We start from the raw sequence: 17,641 nt of genomic DNA, 5'->3' as shown, positions 1-17,641 counted from the left end.
CATGATAGACTCATTAACGCTTTCGCTGTTCAGTTTCCAAAGAACATTTTGTGTCATTCGCCCAAAGGCGACTTTTCTATCTTATCATATCGCAACCGTTTTTGCAAGAGGTTTTTTAAACCATTTCACTTCGTTCAGTAGCGACAAGATCTAATATAACAAAATCACCAGGTATAAGTCAAGCGTTTCTTTCACTTTTTTATTCGTGATTTTTCATGTGTGTTGATTGTTTTAAGCAGAATTTAAATATAAATGAAATTAGTGACGGAGTCAATAGGAAAAACGAATAGCGATTCTCTTTTTATTTCACACTATAACCGCTAGGCGTTTAAGCTGTGTAACCGTGAAGTACCCAACAAATAAACGGCGGTGTTACTATGGATCCAAAACCAACCTATGAAGAATACGAAAACGACAATTACAGTGAATTATCTACTGTAGAGTCGCAGCGCAATGAAATCCTTCAAGAAGAATTCCCTGAGGGGCCATTTGGAGCTGCCACCAACGAAACTCGTTTAGGGAAAGCAACAGGCTGGGAGCCCGGACAACATTCCACCACCACTCGATTCACTTACGAAACACGGCAGATGCATCAAGACCTTCCTCGCCAAGACCCATCCGCGCATCCCATTCATGATGATCCGAACAAAGAAGAATAAAAAAAGCCAAGCCCCCACTTCACACAAGCAGGGGGCTTGGTCGATCTTATCAAAGAATGTATGGCTACTCCTCAGCCACTACATGAGTCGTTAAGGTTCCGATCCCTTCAATGGTTACCGAAATTTCGTCACCTGGAACAAGCTCACCTACACCAGATGGAGTCCCGGTTAAAATAACATCGCCAGGGCGAAGCGTCATAACCGCAGATACAGCCTCGATCAGCTGCGGAATCGAAAAAATCAATTGGTCAGTGCGAGCATCCTGACGCACTTCCCCGTTTACTCGTGTCACAATACGCAAGTTATGATAATCCAGTTTGGCCGCAATAGCAGGTCCAAGTGGACAAAACGTATCAAAGCCTTTTGCCCGTGTCCATTGCCCATCGCTCATCTGCAGATCGCGCGCAGTCACATCAATCGCACAAGTGAATCCCAAGATATAATCTTCTGCATCCGAAGCCTTGATCTTCTTGGCCTCTTTCTTAATCACCACCGCGAGTTCGCCTTCATAATGAAGGTTCTGCGTCAGCTTTGGATAGACGATGGGCTCACCAGGTCCAATGACAGTTGTTGACGGCTTCAAAAACATCAACGGTTCTTTGGGCAGGTCAATCCCCATCTCAGCCGCATGGTCCCGGTAATTCAATCCGATGCATACGACCTTGCTTGGATCGCTTGGCGCCTTCAAAGTAACCTCATCCAAAGGCAGCTCAAGGCCCGTCATGATCGGTTTTGCTGTATGGATTTTGTAAATGTCCCCTTCAATCACGCGTACTTTCTGATCCTCTTCCACCATCCAGCCATGCTTCACCTTACCATTGCGCTCATAACGGATTATCATGGTTCCTTCTCCCCCGTGTCGCGTTTTTCTCTATACCTGAATTTAGAACAGGTCGGTTGTCGTTTCTTTTGGCTTCGTTGTAATCTCTTCGATTTCCGTTCTTGCTACCGCATCCTCTACTAACGCTTCTACATCCAGCGCTTCCTCAAATTTTGCTGCGAGGCGAGGCTTCGGCCGTGTCACAGGATTTTTCGGTGTAAACACTGTGCAGCAGTCTTCATACGGCAAAATAGACAGCTCGTACGTATCGATTTGGCGAGAAATATCCACAATGTCTACCTTGTCCATGGCGACGAGCGGTCGCAGGATTGGAATCGAAATCACCTTGTTTATCGTGTCCATGCTTTCCAAGGTTTGCGACGCGACTTGACCGAGGCTTTCCCCTGTTGCGAGTGCCTTGGCATTGGTATTTTCCGCAACACGCTCCGAAATGCGCATCATGAAGCGACGCATGATGGTGATCAAATAGTCTTCTGGACATTTTTCACGAATTGCGGTCTGAATTTCTGTAAACGGTACGACATGGAGACGGACAGTTCCTCCCCATTTCGTCAGCTTATGAGCCAAGTCACGTACTTTTTGCAAAGCGCGCTCGCTCGTAAACGGATAGCTGTGGAAATGGATCGCTTCAAGCGTCACACCACGCTTTAACATCATCCAGCCAGCTACAGGACTGTCGATACCCCCAGACAGAAGCAGCAGTACTTTTCCGCTCACCCCAACTGGCAAGCCACCTAGTCCCTGAATGGTTTCACAGCTAATGTAAGTACCCTCCGTGCGAATTTCTACATTCACGATGGTATCTGGCTCGTGCAAGTCGACACTAATCGCTGGCAGTGCGCGCAAGATATGCGTTGCCACCATTCGGTTAACTTCCATAGAAGGAATCGGATAACGCTTATCCGCGCGACGGGAAACCACCCGGAACGTACGTGGCTGTGGATTCAATTGACGAACCAACTCCAGCGCTTTTTCCTTGATCGTTTCAATATCAGGATCTACCTGGATCGTCGGACTAAAGGAAGAAATACCAAATACGCGCTTCAAACGCTCCATAACCGCATAAGCGTCCTCACCGTGCAGCTCCACATACATCCGACCGTAATTGCGTCGAACTTTTACTTTAAAAAACGAGCGCAATACGTTTCTCACACTTTTGACAAGTGTCTCTTCGAATTGATCGCGGTTTTTCCCTTTAAGCGCCAACTCACCATAACGAATTAAAATAACATCGTAGTTCATGTTTATCTCCTTTTAGTTGTCCACACTATTTTCTATGAGCGGGGGCAGGTTGTTGTTTTATATAAGTACGAAGCACACTGACGCATTCTTCTAACGCCTTCACAAACTGCTGAATGTCCTCCGCTGTATTTTCCCGGCCCAGACTGACCCGCAGAGACGATAACGCGCAATCCCGCTCGATGCCGATCGCAGTCAGAACTCTGCTCGGCTCATTGACTTTGGATGAGCATGCGGACTTGGTGGATATCAGAAAGCCTTTTTCCTCCAAAGCATGCAACAGGACTTCCGCTTTTACTCCTGGTACTGACAAGTTCATAATATGGGGAGCCGTATTCGCTTCCGGGGTATTCACTATACAGCCTTCAATTGTTGCAATCCCTTCACGAAGCTGTTGATTCAAGGTTTGCAGCCTGATCATCTCGACGCTGCCCAGTTCTTCTAGAATCCGGATTGCTTTTGCCATACCAGCGATGGCTGGGAGGTTTTCCGTTCCTGAGCGAACACCGGCTTCTTGACCTCCACCCATCATCAACGGGTGAATGATCAAGCCTTCCCGTTTATACAAAATACCGACTCCTCTGGGGCCATAAAACTTGTGAGCAGAGACGCTCAACAGATCGATCCCAGAATCCTTGATGCGCAAAGGAACTTTCCCAATTCCTTGGACTGCATCGACGTGAAACAAGACTTTCGGGAATTGCTTCAACCATTGTCCGATTTCCAAGATCGGTTGAATGGTTCCCAGCTCGTTGTTCACATGCATGACCGAAACGAGAATCGTATCCGGACGCATTGCTTTCTGAACAGCTTCTACCGATACGCGGCCTTCACGATCGACCGGCAGATACGTCACAGTAAACCCAAGACCTTCCAACTGTTTGCAAACATCGTAAACAGCCGGATGCTCTACCTGCGTCGTAATAATATGTTTCCCTCTGTTTTGATATTGAAAGGCTATACCCTTGATCGCCGTATTATTGCTTTCCGTGCCACCTGAAGTAAAAATAACTTCACTTTCTTTACAGCCCAAATACTGAGCGGCAACCTTTCGCGCCTGCTTCAGTACATTTTCCGCCTCTACACCTTTTTGATGCAAAGAAGACGGGTTTCCATAGTAGCTTTCCATCGCGCGTCTAACGGTTTCAATCACTTGAGGATGAGGCCGGGTAGTCGCACTGTTGTCCAAGTAAATCACCAGTACACACCTTCCTAAGGGCAAGATGCCCGAATACTACGCTTCATCATAACATGACTTTTCGTAAAGAACATACAAAGTATTACACTTCTCGACCTTATTTTTCCCCGAGTGCGTTGCTCTCAAAAGACCAAATCGAACAATCTGAACAACCGTTCACAGAGTATTCACGGATAAAGCGCTTACATCCAGATATAGGCTATTTACATTGTTTTGGCCTTTCGTTAGAATAGTCAATAAATTTAGATAAAAAACGACAACAAGGAGAGAACCACCATGACAGCACAAGCTATGCAAGAAGAAATCAAGAAGATGGAAGCAGAATTGAAAAGACTGCAAGCGGAACTGGCGAAGATGAGCAAAAATACCCCTCAGTATGATCGCACAGATGTCGCATACCTAAATGAGGTGTACAACGCGTGACACTTATTCGAATTCGATAGCGTGGTGACGGCATGATGGATTCGCCGTGACCACGCTATTTTTTGTAAAAAAATACCGCTCCTGTCGATCTCGACGGAACGGTTTTGGTTTGCTGTTATTTAAATGGGATCTCCCCCAAATACTTACCAGAAAAAACTTCTGTAGCTGGCCCCGTCATATAGACGCGGTTATCCGCTTCCTTCCATTCAATAAAGAGATCGCCTCCTGCCAGGTGAACAGTGACTTTTCTACCGGTCTTTCCACTTAAGTGGGAAGCTACTGCCGCAGCGCAAGCTCCTGTCCCACAGGCAAGCGTGACACCTGATCCCCTCTCCCATACACGGAAAAGAATTTCCTCCTGATTCAATATTTGGATAAATTCGACGTTGGTTCGCTCAGGGAACCACTCGTGATACTCGATCATTGGTCCGTAGTGATGAACATCCTCTTCCTTCACTTCATCCACGAAAAGGATAGCATGAGGATTGCCCATCGAAACAGCAGTCATCGTAAACGCAGTTCCACCAACTTCGATTACCTCTTCTCTCACTTGCTCTTCAGGAATGCCTGTCATCGGAATTGCCGCTCGCTCAAAACGAGGCTCTCCCATATCTATCGTTATTTGATCGACCTTACCGTCTGTTCCAAGCGATACGACAGGAGTAACGTTCCCTCCCAACGTCTCCACGGTAAACGTTGTTTGCTGAGTCAAACCGTGATCGTATACGTACTTACTCACACAACGCAAACCGTTTCCGCAATTTTTTGCTTCGCTGCCATCATTGTTAAATACCCGCATGCGAAAGTCTGCTCGCTCAGATGGCATAATGAGGATCAATCCATCGCCCCCAATGCCAAAATTCCGATCGCTCACCCTCCTTGCCAATTCGGGTAAATCTACACCCGACAAGTCTTCCTCAAAACAGTTGACGTAAACGTAATCATTACCCAAGCCATGCAGCTTTGTAAATTTCATCGTCCACTCCTCTTTCTCTTTCGTATGCTAGGTCTGACTCTTTTCTATGCATTATCTTATCACAACCTGGAGAATCGCGGTCGAATCAAAAGGTGGTATACTACCACTAGCATCGATGATGGAAAGAGGTGGAACAAACCGTTGGATTATCATATTTTTCGCTATGCACTCGGAACGAAAAATGAAGCAAAACGTCTCGCTGTACAAAAAGCAACCGGAACGGAACCTTTCTGCATATCTGTCCCCTCGGGCGTAGCGGCTCAGCCGATGAGTGAAGAAGAGACGATTACAGGAGCGATCAATCGAGCAAAAGCTGCACGTAGTCAAACCCCAGAAGCAGACATTGGGCTAGGCTTGGAAGGCGGACTGATGTACGATGAGCAGTTTACAAAGCAGTGGTATTTGATTTCTATCTGCGCAGCCTGGAATGGAAGTGAGCTATTTATTGGAAAGGGGTTGGCGTTTCCCATCCCGAATCAAGCCGTTCACCGAATCCAGCAGGAGCAAATTGAGCTCAGTACCATCATAGATGAATGGGGGGAAACCGTCGGCAGTAATCATCGCGGCGGCGCCTATTCCCTCTTAACGGATAATCGTGTTCGTCGTTCCGATGTGTTTTGTGACGCCGTTATCGCAGCGATTACGCCTTTCGTCTCCTCCTTGTATAAATAGCAGTGGTGAAAACATAAAAACCTCTCCGGCTGAATGAACCGGAGAGGTTTTTGCGGTTTGATGCTTTAGCGAGCCGTATAGTACGGGTAGATGACTAATGCGCCCAAAATGGCAATAGCCCCTACGATCATCGCCCAGGCACCCAGTGTCTTCGAGTTGCGTCGATACGCCAGGTAGCCGAGCACCATACCAATTGGTGCCACCAAGTACGGCATGAGAAACAGGGACAGGATCGATAAGCCCAAGCCAGTCATCCCAATACCGGTGGCCCCGTTTTCCCGGCTGTCCTCGGCTGTGTCGATCTCACTGGCAGCACGACTTGTCGGAAACGGCTCGGCGATTTCCGCCGCTGCCTCAATGTCGTCATCTCTGACTTTGGCGACCGGAGAACGATCCTCTTTTGTCAGGACAACGCCATCCAAACGCTCCGAAAAGTCGTTTCTCTCCTCATCCAGTTCGCCTGTATAGCGCTCTGTCAAGGAATGGGGGTCATAGTGAATCCTGCGCCTCGACCGCTCTTCCTCTTCGTCAAAGACGGCCTGTGTCCAAGTATTCGCTGCAAACTCCCTGTCGTGCTGATCAACCGTCTCGGAAAAACCGGTATCTTCCTTCCGCTTCGCATCATTACGTTCGCGTCGATCCAACATAGCATGCTCAGCCCCTTTTTTGGTAAAGGATTAATTAAGTGAAGGAAGTAGCCTTATTGTCTGCCTACGTTGTACAATTTAAACGGGAGGCGAGAGAATGAAACCAGACAAAATCCTAACCATTGGCATTGATATTGACGGTACAGTCACATCACCTAGCAGTATTGTTCCGTTGATGAATGAAAGCTTTGGAAGAGATTTACGATATGAAGATTGTGTGGAGTACAATTTAGCCAACGTGTATCAAATCACGGACGCAGAGTTTGAAATGTGGCTGGATCAAAACGGGGAGCGCCTTTATGATGGTGCGCCTGTTCACGGAATTGCCGATCAGGTTTTGCGCGATTGGTTTACCTCCCACAAGCTGGTATATATAAGTGCTCGTGAGGATCGTCACCGCAATGTGACCTTGCAATGGTTTGCTCGCTACAATATCCCTCATCATGAAGTGGATTTGATTGGGAGCCACGACAAGCTGTCAGCTGCTCGCAAATGGGGCGTGGACCTGTTTTTGGAGGATCGTCTGGAGAACGCTTTGCAATTGTCAGAAGCGCTGCAAATTCCTGTGTTCTTGTTTGACACTCCGTACAATCAAGCTTCCCTTCCCCCGCTTGTTCATCGTGTCACTTCTTGGGAAGAGGTTGCCCAAAAAGTCAACGAGCTTTTTCCGGCCACGACAAGCGTATAGGTCAAATAGCAAAAAGACGTATCACCATTGAGGGATACGTCCTTTTTGCGCCGAAGCGTTATTTCTTTTCGGAGGTCTTCGGCTTGAACGTCAGACAACAGGTCTCAGAAGATGTCTTCGCCTGATCCTGATGCTGCGTGTTTTGACCGTACTCACCTGCGAATTCTTCTTTCAGGTTTACGGTAGCATGTGCGTCAATCTCTACCATGATCTCTTCGGCGCTGCAAAGGTTGCCCTGCGCCCAGTACTCACAGTTTGCTACAGAACATTTTACTGCTGGCATGTGCATTCACCCCCTAGAGGCTAGCCTTCACAACAACTCGGGGGCTTATACTTTGCCATTCACAGTGGAAATCAATACTCTACACAAGAAAGAAGTGGATGACATGCCGACTCCCCGTATTGTCGTCATCACCGGGGCTTCTGGTGGCCTTGGTCTAGCTTTGACACAACTTCATCTGGAAAAAGGAGATTGTGTCATTGCCACGAGTCGCAAAGCCATCAACGAGGAACTCGTTTTGTTACAAAACGCTTATCCGAATCATCTCCATTATTACCCGGTAGACGTCAGCAGCAACGAAGACATTCGGCAGTTCGCTGCATGGGTACATATCCGTTTTGAACGTTGCGATTTTCTTTACAACAATGCCGGGATGGCCATCTTTGAACCGCTGATTGAAATGCGCGTAGAGGAGCTGGAAGAAACACTGCGAACAAATATTTCCGGCGTTCTCTACACGACCCGTGCCTTTTTGCCGATGATGCTTCAACAAAAGCAAGGTCGTATTATCACGGTTGCCTCACTTGCCGGTCAGGTCGCAACAGCGAAAGCTGCTGTATATGCAGCCAGCAAAGCAGCCGTTATCCGCTTTAGTGAAGGGTTGCGCCACGAACTGCAAGGCACTGGAATTGCTGTGACGTGTGCAATGCCTGGGCCGATCGACACACCCTTTTTGGATAAGGCAGACAAAACGGGTAACTATCGCAGCAAAGTGAGTCGGTATTTATTGACACCGGAACAAACGGCAAGGGCTATTTATCGAGCGGCGGAAGCAAAGCGTCCAGAGGTTGCCATGCCATTCCGTTTGCATGCGCTCTCCCGCATTTACTTCCTATTGCCTCAGTGGCTAAAACACCTCGTCTCACCTCTCCTCAATCGGAAGTGATGAGGAATCCTCCAAGTTTTTCAATGCCCCGAATGCAAGGAGACCGAAAATGATACATACGGCTGCTCCGGCTCCAATGATCCCTTGAACGCCCAAGAAGGGTATGAGGAAGCCAGAGACAGCCGCTCCCGCGGGCATTCCTGTCCCCGTAATCGTGCGAACACTGGTCAATACCCGCCCCAAGAGAGCATCGGGCACCTGCTTTTGCAGATAGCTTCTATACATGATGTTATAAGGAGCAAAGCAAAAGCCTGCCACAACCATCGAAGCCATCGCGATCTCCAACCTCGAGAATAATGCGATCGGCAATGTGGTCAATCCCCACGCCACGATAATCCCCGCTAGCGTCGAACCCAATGGAAGTTTCCACGTAACCGTCGAGAAAAAGAGAGAGCCTAGTAATGCCCCGACTGCCAAAGAAGACCACAGCATCCCTAACGCAACAGATCCTCCTGCCAAATCCTGATTCGCATACAGGGGTAGTGCAATTTCAATGGGGCCGTACGACATGTTAAACAAAAACGTAAAGAAAACCAAAATAATCAATTGCTTTCGTCCAAATATGTAGCGATACCCTGTCCGCATGTCACTCAAGAGAGAACGAAAGAACGCTCCCATTTGACCTTTTGCAATCGTTGTAGGATTCGCACTTTTCGTAAGCTCTCGAGGCAGCCGGGAGAAGCAAAAAGCACATACAAAAAAGCTGGCCGCATCGATCAACAGAACATAAGCTTCCCCAATCAATCCGATTAAAACACCCGCGAGTGCCGGTCCAAACATATAAACAATTTGCCATTGCGTTTCCATCACGCCATTCGCTTTGACCAATTGATTTTTGTCCGAGACGATTCTCGGCAACAAAGTCTGCGCCCCAGCTGTGCTCAACGGAGAAAGGATTCCTGCAATCACAATCAGCACGTATATCACAAATAGCGGAACTTGATCGATCTGCAATAATACGACCAACGCTATAAAAATGACTCCTCTCGCCACATTGTCCATCATGATGAGCTTACGTCGATCAAACCGATCCAGCAAAACTCCCGCTACTAAACCAGAAAAAACAGCAGGGAGCATATACGCAAGAACGACGCCCCCCATCGCAGCAGGTGAGCCTGTTTTATTCATGACAAACCATGTCAAGCCCATCCAGCCAAACTGATCCCCCAGACTAGACAAGAACATCCCCAGCCAATACCAGCGAAATGATCGCTGCCGCCATAATTCCTTCATGCTGCATCTTCCTTTTTCTCTTTTTTCCATTCATTGTATAATTGGATTCATACTTTTTCAACTATTATATTTATTATATCTAAAAGTTTCATTTTGTATAAAAAAAGAACCTCTGCTCCCATTAAGCAGAGGAATCTATCCTGACGTCTACGATCCTTTGCAACTTGCGACGGCTCCAAAGCCACAGGAGTCCTGCTGCAACCCCAAAGAAACCAAGCCACACGGAGACAGCAGCACTCCCGACCTGCTCCGCACTGAAACCGAGAATCAAGCAGCTCGCAGAAAAGCTTCCCATGGTCGCCATTTCCCGAATGGAAAAAACGCGAGCCAAATAAGCAGGATCAGACAGTCGCTGAAGCTTCGTCACAGACAATATCGATGAGCTAAACTGAGCCGTTGATGCAAAGAGGATAGCGATTGCCAGTCCAAGTAGTGGTTTCGTATGAAACACGGCGATAATCGAGCATCCCATCGCTACGAGTGCCCATCCTTGGACACGCCACGTTGCTTTTTCACTCAGGTTGTCAGACAGCTTGTTCACGGCAATCCCAGCGATCACACCTCCGAGGCCCAGCGGAATATCCAAGAGTCCGAATACATACAAGCCCTCTCCCCGCTCCGTAAGAACATAGTACATCAGCATAATGTAATAGGCGCCACATACCCGTTCCGCCATCTGATAGCCGATCACACTGCCAATTTCGCGATGTTTGCCGATGTAACGGAAGCCCTCTTTTAGCCTTTCCATAAAAGGTACAGTCGCATTCGATGTAACAGATTTGGCGATATGCGGGAGCGGAAGCAAGATGAATAGCGACAACAAATAACAGGCGGCATCAAGCAAAAAGTTGTAACGGTAAGAGAACAAGTAAACCAGAACTGCTGCCACACCCTGGCAAACAATAATAAGAAACGAAGTCGTCCCCTGCAAAAGGGAATTGGCAGCCAGTCTATCCTTTTCCTCCACGGATTGTACGATCGCGACTTGCATGGCTGGTTGGAAAAAAGCACTGCAAATATTGACCAGAATCAATAACAAAAAAGCCACCCATAAGTAGGTCGCAGATGTGATGAAGAAAAACAAACTGACGAGAATGCCGCGAAGCAGATTGACGACAATCATGACCCGCCGTTTATCCCAATTCTCCACAAGCGTCCCTGCAAAAAAGCTGGCAAATACATAAGGGATCATGCGAAACACAGTCCCTGCCGCAAAAGAAAGACCCGATCCACTTAAATCATGTAAAAGTCCAACGACCGCAATAAATGTAAATTCATTTCCGATGATGTGTACAATGTGGGCCGTATACAAACGGCGAAAGACGGGATGTTGCAAGATCGCCACAGGAATGCACCCTCTCACCGTTTTCAATATTGTAGCATTTGTCGAAAAATAAGCGCAAATCCATCTTGCGAAACGGATCGTTTTGTTGTTACAATACGTTCAAATAAAACTGAACGTCTAAAAATAAGAAAACATTCACGTTCAGCGAAACGAGGTTGATCGACTTGAAACGATACGTAGTTGTGGAAACTTTGGATCAATTAAAAGCTGTAAGCGATTCCTTGCGCCTACAGATCATCACGATGCTGGTCAAGGAGGAGTACACAGGCAAGCAGCTCGCGACCCTTCTCTCCCTTTCTCCCTCTAAAGTGCATTATCACCTGAAGGAATTGGAAAGCCACGGCTTCGTTGAGGTCGTGCGTACGGAAGAAAAGAACGGGATCGTGCAAAAGTTTTATCGGGCTGTTGCTTACGATTTCAAGGTCAGTGAAGATTTGCTGCCCTCCCTGCGCGAAGACAGTATCCTGTTGCAGGAAACGATGCTAAATCACCTGCGCTCCAGTATGAATCGCCTCTATAACGCACCAGACGAGTCATTCATGCTCTTTTCGGATCAAGAGGATCGCCCTCCTGCCATTGCAGTTAACTCTGAAGTGAAAGCACCTCGGAAAGAAATAGTTGCTTGGCTCAATAAATATAAGGCTTTACTTGAGGAGCTGTCCGAAATGGAAGATCGCTACTTAGAGAGGATTGCTGCTGGAGAAGCGGAGGATACGGTTGAAAACTTTTACATGGTCACGGTCGGGTTCATGACGAATGAACGTTACTACGTCGCAGAAGACGATTCCTTGCCAGATAACTACGAGCACCAACAGTCTGAATTCAAGCATTTCACCGGCAAGATTGTGGTGAAGAAAAAGAAGGAGGAAAATGGAGATGAGCACGCTGGCGACAAATAATTCCCTTTGGAAAAACGGATCGTTTGTCCGGTTATGGTGCGGCACTTTATTTTCGGCAATGGCTGACGGAGCTTTCTTCATCCTGCTCAACTGGTATATCGTGAATGCCATGGGCTCAGGAGCAATCCTCGGCACGACTTTGATTTGTCTGTCCATCCCCCGTCTCCTCTTTATGCTGGCAGGTGGGGTGGCTGCTGATCGCTTCAATCGAAAATGGATTATGTTTTCCTCCCTTTTGGTTAGGGGAATTATTTTAGCCTGCTTTAGTTTGCTTATGCTTCAAGGAAATGGCGCCTGGTTCCCAGTGAGCCTGTACGTCATGGCAGCTTTATTCGGAACAGTCGATGCATTTTTTTGGCCAGCACGCAGCTCGATTCTGCCCTCTCTTGTCTCTCGAGAACAACTTGCGCCAGCTAACAGCTTAATGGAACTATGCCATCAGATTAGTTTGGTTGCCGGACCGATAATTACGGCCTTATTCATTGGAACCGTTAGTTACCCGATCATGTTTATGATCTTGGCATGCACCTTCTTCGTAGGAACACTCTTTGTACTCTCTCTCCATTCACACTCAAACACCAAAGACACGACTTCAGAGTCTACAACAGATTCAAAGACACGCTCATATTTCAAGGATATCGTCGGAGGAATTCGTTTTACGTATTCAATCCCGATCCTTGCGATTATTTTAACAACATCCCTATTCACCAACATGATGTTCTCCGGCCCAGTTAACATGATCATTCCCATTCATGTAAATGACCTCGGATGGGACGGGAGTGCTTTTAGCTCACTCATTACCTCACTTGGAGTCGGCATGATTGTCGGCGGTATGTTGACTGGATTGTTTAAAGGATTCCGTGGAAAATTTATGTTACTCCCTGTCATTCTCGGATGTATGGGAGTTGGAATCAGCTCGTATTATTTCATTGAGGAGCTTTCCTTTGGACTTGTCTCTCATTTTCTCATTGGAATGGCACTCAGTATGACGAATATTCCGTTTATCACCTACATTCAAAGTATCGTCCCTGCCAACATGCTCGGTCGTGTCATGTCATTGCTTTCCTTGATGTCCGTCGGCTTCGGGCCAGTCAGCTACGCACTGTGCTCCTTTCTTCTCGCCAAAAACATCGCAACACCGGGGCTTCTATTATTCTTTGGCGGTATCATATTTGCTACTATCAGCCTTACCCTGTTCTTTTTCCGCTCGTTCCGGCAAATGGAGCAGCATCCGAACTGGAAGAAACCCGCAATGGAAGAGGAGCGGCTTCCTGCAACCCTTTCTTCTTAGTCTCTCCTATAAATAGAAAGAACGCGTACCACGCAAGCATGAGCTCTTGCAGGTACGCGTTTTGCTTTTTATACGGTTTGTTCTTTTTCGGCAAGGACCTTTATCAGCTGACGAGCCCCGAAGCCCATCCTCGTAACTACTCCTGCCTCATCGCGGACGAAGCGGATAAACATATCCGTTTCTCCCCGCTTCATGACGAAGCTGTCTTCTCCCACTGAACGAAGCGGAATATTCGTTCCATTACTCTTCGCTACCAGCTCGTTCTCTTCGATTTCTACCAATACAGTAGCCCCTTCGGACGAGCGGTACTCCCCTGTAAATGTAGCGAGTGCATCTACAGAAATTTCATAATCCGGATATTGGAACGGCACTGTATTCGGAGAGCGCCCATTGGTTGCGTTTAAAATGCCATGCATCAAATCTGCCATTGGCCCGCCATCCGTGTTCATCAGTACGGCTCCTGTCAGGCCCCGCTCCGGTAAAACAAAAATTTGTGCCGCAACTCCCTTGATCGCTCCACCGTGCTCGACGAGTGTTCCATCATGGCAATTGGCTACAAACAATCCGTAGCCGTATGCTTGAAATGGCGAAATCGAGAAATGAGGTGTCATCATGGCCTGCACACTCTCCGGTGAGAGCAAGCGATTCTCGCCCACCATTCCACCCGTTCTGAATATTTCCGTGTAACGCAATAGATCGTGAATCGTCGATTTCAGAAAACCAGCTGCACGCATCGATGGTGAATCCCACCATGAAGGGGAACGGTATACCTCACCGCCATCTTTTGGGCTTTTTCGGGTGAATAGCGTAGCCACCTCTGCTTCCTCTGGCAAATCCTCGACGAGAAAGGCACTGTTTTTCATCCCGGCAGGCACCAAAATATGATCCTGCACAAACTGCTCGTAAGATATCCCACTCACTCGTTCAATAATCAGACCGAGCATGGCATAACTGTCGTTGGAGTAGCTAAACTCCGTTCCAGGCGCACCTAGAAACTCATAGTTCAGCTTGCCAATGTAGGCCATAAATTCTTCTTTTGTATTGATCTCTTCCGCTTTATCGAGATCAAACTCAAGACCGGAGCTAAAGGACTTTATGTCCTCTCCCTCCACTATACTTCTTTTCATTGCACCCACTAATGTATCCAAAGGGGGAAAGCCTGCGGTATGTGTCATCAGATGATGGATGGTCATCTCGCGAGTATAAGCTTCATTAGGTGTGCGTAGCTCTGGAAGATACTTGATGACCGGATCATGAACGGATAGCTTTCCGGCGTCCTGAAGCTGCATAATAGCCACACATGTAAAAGACTTGGTCACGGAACCGATGCCAAACACCATATCAGGGGTTAATGCTTTTGCATCCTCTGTGTTATCAGCCAAACCGAAGCCATGGAAATACCTCAGCTCTCCTTGCTCTGCCAATCCGACTGCTGTTCCTGTTACTTTTGCCTCTGCAAGCAGCTTTTGCGCGTATTCCTCAAACGACTGAACCCAATCCGCCATGTTCTTTCTCCCCTTTTCATGTAAGCTTTTGGTTTAAGGCCGGAAGTTTGCCGTACGAATCACATAATTGCCGATCGCCTTTTGGTTCAGGGTATAACCGATGCCCGGGGTATCTGGAACTGCCAATTGGCCGGGAGCCATCAGCTCTACACCATTCTCCACGATGTCTTCCTCCCAGTAACGGCTGGAGGCGGCTGTATCACCTGGGATCGTAAAATTCGGCAAAGACGTAATCGCAATGTTGTGCGCGCGGCCAACACCTGACTCAATCATGCCTCCGCACCAAACCGGAATGTCGTGTGCCTGACACAAGTCGTGAATGCGTTTGGACTCTGTTAATCCACCGACCCTCCCCACCTTGATATTAATAATGCCGCAGCTGCCTAACTCTATCGCTTTTCTGGCATCATCCACATTGTGAATACTTTCATCGAGGCAGATAGGAGTGGACAACTCCCTTTGCAGCTTGGCATGATCAATAATGTCGTCATGGGCGAGTGGTTGTTCGATCATCATCAGCCCATATTGATCCAGCTCCTTCATTACATCCAAATGCTCCATCGTGTAAGCGGAGTTTGCATCCGCCATCAGCGGGACACCCTCGCCAAAGCGTTCGCGGATTGCTCGAATCACCTCTACGTCAAAGCCCGGCTTGATCTTTACCTTGATCTTCTTGTAGCCCTCACCAAGATGGCGCTCTACTTTTGCCAAAACCTGATCGACAGTCGGTTCAATACCGATGCTAATCCCTACATCGATGACAGATTTCTCTCCTCCTAATGCTTTGGCGAGAGAGATTCCTTTTTGCTTGCTGTAGAGATCCCAGATTGCGCCTTCTAAAGCCGCCTTCGCCATGTTATTGCGGCGAATGGGGGCAAACAGCCGATCCACATCCTCCGGGGTCTCGATCACACTCGTGAACAGCTTCGGAATCATAAACTTTTCCATCATGTGCCATGCTGTTTCTGTCGTTTCTTCACTATAATAAGGGGCGGACATTGCCACACTTTCCGCGTGCCCGACCTCTCCCTCTCCATACACACTGACCAGAATGAGCTCCTTGATGGTCGTATGTCCAAAACTCGTTTCGAAACGGAAACGAAGTGGCATGTGTAGTTGCTGCAATTCAATTCGTTCGATTTTCAATGTACTTCATCCCTTCTGTTCCATATAAATGACAAGCAACATAATGTTGTGGCGAAGCAAGTGTAGCGACAGGACGCACTGTGCGGCAAACATCCGTAGCATATGAGCACCTGGTATGAAACGCACATCCAACTGGAACATTTGCTGGCGAGGGAACATCCCCTGAAAGAACGATTCGCTCCTTCTTCCGAAACGGATTGGCTTTGGGAACTGCTGACATCAGCGCTTCCGTGTACGGATGCAACGGTCGCGTAAACAAATCCTTTTTGCTGGCGATTTCGACGATTCGTCCGAGATACATGACCGCAATTCGGTCGCTGATGTGGCGAACGACACCGAGATCGTGTGAAATAAACAGATAGCTTAAGCCTAGACGTTGCTGCAAATCCTGCAAAAGATTCACAATCTGCGCCTGAATGGAAACGTCAAGTGCTGAAACCGGCTCATCTGCTACGATCAATGAAGGTTCTACCGCCAGTGCGCGAGCGATCCCGATCCGCTGCCGCTGCCCTCCGCTAAACTCATGGGGAAAACGAGTAGCGTATTGAGTATTCAGTCCGACCATCTGAAGCAGTTCTTTTACTTGATCGCGCCTTTCTTTCACAGACATCTGCGGATCTTTGACGCCTAACGCTTCCTCCAAAGCCCCTTGCACTGTCATCCGTGGATTTAACGAAGCATACGGGTCCTGAAACACGATTTGCATTCGTTTGCGGAGTGGACGAAAACGTGCAGCCGACATATCCAAAATGTTTTGCCCCTCAAATTCAATCGTTCCACCCGTCGGCTCAATGAGTCGCATGATGCTGCGACCAGTCGTTGACTTGCCACAACCGCTCTCTCCTACCAACCCAAGCGTTTCGCCTTTTCGCAACTGGAAAGAGACTCCATCGACTGCCTTGATCATTTCGTCACTATTGCGAAACAGTCCTTTACTAATAGGAAAATACGTCTTTAAATCATTTACCGATAACAAGATATCCTTCATACCGCCATCTCCTTGTTCTCGTACAGCCAGCATCGAACGGCCTGTGTGCCTGTGCCCGTTGCCTTAAGCGGCGGTTTTTCTTGGTAACATCGCTCCTCGGCCTGCGAGCAGCGGAAGCGGAATGCACACCCTTGTGTCACTTCACCCAGGAGCGGGACACTGCCTTCGATCGGATCGAGGCGAACCTTCTCTTCCTCATCCAGATCGGGGATACAGCGCAAAAGCCCAATCGTATACGGATGCTTCGGATGCGAAAACAGACTGGCGACATCAGCTTCCTCTACGATCTCCCCGTAGTACATCACAAGAACACGATCTGCCATTTCAGCGACGACTCCCAAGTCATGCGTAATGAGTAGCAAGGAGGTATGATCGTTCTCCTTCAGATCGTTCATCAGTTCCAAAATTTGCGCTTGAATGGTCACATCCAGTGCAGTCGTCGGCTCGTCCGCGATCAGTAAATCCGGGTTGCAAGCCATCGCCATCGCAATCATGACACGCTGCTTCATCCCACCTGATAGCTGATGGGGATATTCCCGCATGATGTCTTCTGCCCGCGGCACGCCCACTTTTTTGAGCATCTCAATTGCTTTTGCTTGGCGTTCCTTTTTCGATAAATCCGTATGAAGCTGATACACTTCCTCCAGCTGTCGTCCGATCGTATGGACCGGATTGAGTGACGTCATCGGTTCCTGAAAAATCATCGCGATATCTTTTCCACGAAT

Annotated in this window: 19 protein-coding genes; 7 read left to right on the top strand and 12 right to left on the bottom strand. The window is 47.9% G+C overall.

Features of this window, described 5'->3' with window-relative positions:
- Positions 1 to 377: 377 nt before the first annotated feature.
- Positions 378 to 659 carry a hypothetical protein gene (locus HP568_RS29295; RefSeq protein WP_007720859.1) on the top strand — a complete coding sequence of 94 codons (282 nt, stop codon included), beginning with the start codon at positions 378 to 380 and terminating at the stop codon, positions 657 to 659.
- A gap of 64 nt (positions 660 to 723) precedes the next feature.
- On the opposite strand, the gene HP568_RS29290 is transcribed toward HP568_RS29295, so the two are convergent.
- Genes HP568_RS29290 through HP568_RS29280 form a run of 3 tightly spaced genes read right to left on the bottom strand, consistent with a single transcriptional unit; the run spans position 724 to position 3,937 of the window.
- Positions 724 to 1,500 carry a fumarylacetoacetate hydrolase family protein gene (locus HP568_RS29290; RefSeq protein WP_173630928.1) on the bottom strand — a complete coding sequence of 259 codons (777 nt, stop codon included), beginning with the start codon at positions 1,498 to 1,500 and terminating at the stop codon, positions 724 to 726.
- A 42-nt stretch (positions 1,501 to 1,542) separates the two neighbouring features.
- A complete protein-coding gene (gene thiI, locus HP568_RS29285) occupies positions 1,543 to 2,742 on the bottom strand; it encodes a tRNA uracil 4-sulfurtransferase ThiI (protein ID WP_048033961.1) in 1,200 nt (399 codons plus the stop codon).
- Positions 2,743 to 2,767: 25 nt separating this feature from the next.
- Positions 2,768 to 3,937, bottom strand: a complete 1,170-nt coding sequence (locus HP568_RS29280) for a cysteine desulfurase family protein (protein ID WP_082195968.1) — start codon at positions 3,935 to 3,937, stop codon at positions 2,768 to 2,770.
- A 276-nt stretch (positions 3,938 to 4,213) separates the two neighbouring features.
- Here HP568_RS29280 and HP568_RS29275 point away from each other — a divergent pair, with 276 nt between their 5' ends.
- Entirely contained in the window at positions 4,214 to 4,360 is a 147-nt protein-coding gene (locus tag HP568_RS29275) for a hypothetical protein (RefSeq protein ID WP_173630927.1), read from the top strand.
- Positions 4,361 to 4,475: 115 nt separating this feature from the next.
- Here the strand turns inward: HP568_RS29275 and dapF are convergent, their stop codons facing one another.
- The gene (gene dapF, locus HP568_RS29270; RefSeq protein ID WP_173630926.1) at positions 4,476 to 5,336 is read right to left on the bottom strand and encodes a diaminopimelate epimerase; all 861 of its coding nucleotides are present in this window, start codon (positions 5,334 to 5,336) and stop codon (positions 4,476 to 4,478) included.
- Positions 5,337 to 5,477: 141 nt separating this feature from the next.
- Between dapF and HP568_RS29265 the strand changes: the two genes are divergently transcribed.
- Positions 5,478 to 6,008, top strand: a complete 531-nt coding sequence (locus HP568_RS29265) for a DUF84 family protein (protein ID WP_173630925.1) — start codon at positions 5,478 to 5,480, stop codon at positions 6,006 to 6,008.
- A 65-nt stretch (positions 6,009 to 6,073) separates the two neighbouring features.
- On the opposite strand, the gene HP568_RS29260 is transcribed toward HP568_RS29265, so the two are convergent.
- On the bottom strand, positions 6,074 to 6,655 hold the full coding sequence (locus HP568_RS29260; RefSeq protein WP_173630924.1) for a DUF1700 domain-containing protein: 582 nt from the start codon (positions 6,653 to 6,655) through the stop codon (positions 6,074 to 6,076).
- Between the two features lie 97 nt (positions 6,656 to 6,752).
- Between HP568_RS29260 and HP568_RS29255 the strand changes: the two genes are divergently transcribed.
- Positions 6,753 to 7,343, top strand: a complete 591-nt coding sequence (locus HP568_RS29255; protein ID WP_173630923.1) for a 5' nucleotidase, NT5C type — start codon at positions 6,753 to 6,755, stop codon at positions 7,341 to 7,343.
- Positions 7,344 to 7,401: 58 nt separating this feature from the next.
- On the opposite strand, the gene HP568_RS29250 is transcribed toward HP568_RS29255, so the two are convergent.
- Positions 7,402 to 7,626, bottom strand: a complete 225-nt coding sequence (locus HP568_RS29250) for a DUF1540 domain-containing protein (protein ID WP_048033965.1) — start codon at positions 7,624 to 7,626, stop codon at positions 7,402 to 7,404.
- A 52-nt stretch (positions 7,627 to 7,678) separates the two neighbouring features.
- Between HP568_RS29250 and HP568_RS29245 the strand changes: the two genes are divergently transcribed.
- A complete protein-coding gene (locus HP568_RS29245; RefSeq protein ID WP_173630922.1) occupies positions 7,679 to 8,509 on the top strand; it encodes an SDR family NAD(P)-dependent oxidoreductase in 831 nt (276 codons plus the stop codon).
- On the opposite strand, the gene HP568_RS29240 is transcribed toward HP568_RS29245, so the two are convergent.
- A complete protein-coding gene (locus HP568_RS29240; RefSeq protein ID WP_173630921.1) occupies positions 8,486 to 9,742 on the bottom strand; it encodes an MFS transporter in 1,257 nt (418 codons plus the stop codon). The two genes, HP568_RS29245 and HP568_RS29240, sit on opposite strands and share 24 nt — an antisense overlap.
- Before the next feature lie 121 nt (positions 9,743 to 9,863).
- Positions 9,864 to 11,087 carry an MFS transporter gene (locus HP568_RS29235; protein WP_173630920.1) on the bottom strand — a complete coding sequence of 408 codons (1,224 nt, stop codon included), beginning with the start codon at positions 11,085 to 11,087 and terminating at the stop codon, positions 9,864 to 9,866.
- A gap of 164 nt (positions 11,088 to 11,251) precedes the next feature.
- Here HP568_RS29235 and HP568_RS29230 point away from each other — a divergent pair, with 164 nt between their 5' ends.
- Together HP568_RS29230 and HP568_RS29225 are read left to right on the top strand one after the other, a co-directional pair.
- Positions 11,252 to 11,986: a transcriptional regulator gene (locus tag HP568_RS29230; protein ID WP_173630919.1), complete on the top strand. Its 735-nt coding sequence runs from the start codon at positions 11,252 to 11,254 to the stop codon at positions 11,984 to 11,986.
- A complete protein-coding gene (locus tag HP568_RS29225; protein ID WP_173630918.1) occupies positions 11,958 to 13,277 on the top strand; it encodes an MFS transporter in 1,320 nt (439 codons plus the stop codon). The genes HP568_RS29230 and HP568_RS29225 overlap by 29 nt, the downstream gene beginning before the upstream one ends.
- A gap of 68 nt (positions 13,278 to 13,345) precedes the next feature.
- Here HP568_RS29225 and HP568_RS29220 read toward each other — a convergent pair whose 3' ends face one another.
- The 4 genes from HP568_RS29220 to HP568_RS29205 all read right to left on the bottom strand — a co-directional run.
- Positions 13,346 to 14,782 carry a serine hydrolase domain-containing protein gene (locus HP568_RS29220; RefSeq protein WP_173630917.1) on the bottom strand — a complete coding sequence of 479 codons (1,437 nt, stop codon included), beginning with the start codon at positions 14,780 to 14,782 and terminating at the stop codon, positions 13,346 to 13,348.
- A gap of 33 nt (positions 14,783 to 14,815) precedes the next feature.
- Positions 14,816 to 15,928 (bottom strand): o-succinylbenzoate synthase, encoded by a 1,113-nt coding sequence (gene menC, locus HP568_RS29215; protein WP_048033970.1) that lies wholly within the window; start codon positions 15,926 to 15,928, stop codon positions 14,816 to 14,818.
- On the bottom strand, positions 15,909 to 16,916 hold the full coding sequence (locus tag HP568_RS29210) for an ABC transporter ATP-binding protein (RefSeq protein WP_048033971.1): 1,008 nt from the start codon (positions 16,914 to 16,916) through the stop codon (positions 15,909 to 15,911). The genes menC and HP568_RS29210 overlap by 20 nt, the downstream gene beginning before the upstream one ends.
- Positions 16,913 to 17,641, bottom strand: a 729-nt coding sequence (locus HP568_RS29205; RefSeq protein ID WP_173630916.1) for an ABC transporter ATP-binding protein, incomplete at its 5' end; no start/stop codon positions are given. The genes HP568_RS29210 and HP568_RS29205, both read right to left, overlap by 4 nt.

The sequence above is a fragment of the Brevibacillus sp. MS2.2 genome, assembly GCF_013284345.1.
In the GTDB taxonomy this organism is placed as follows: domain Bacteria; phylum Bacillota; class Bacilli; order Brevibacillales; family Brevibacillaceae; genus Brevibacillus; species Brevibacillus brevis_C.
This window is presented reverse-complemented; position numbering and strand designations above follow the sequence as displayed.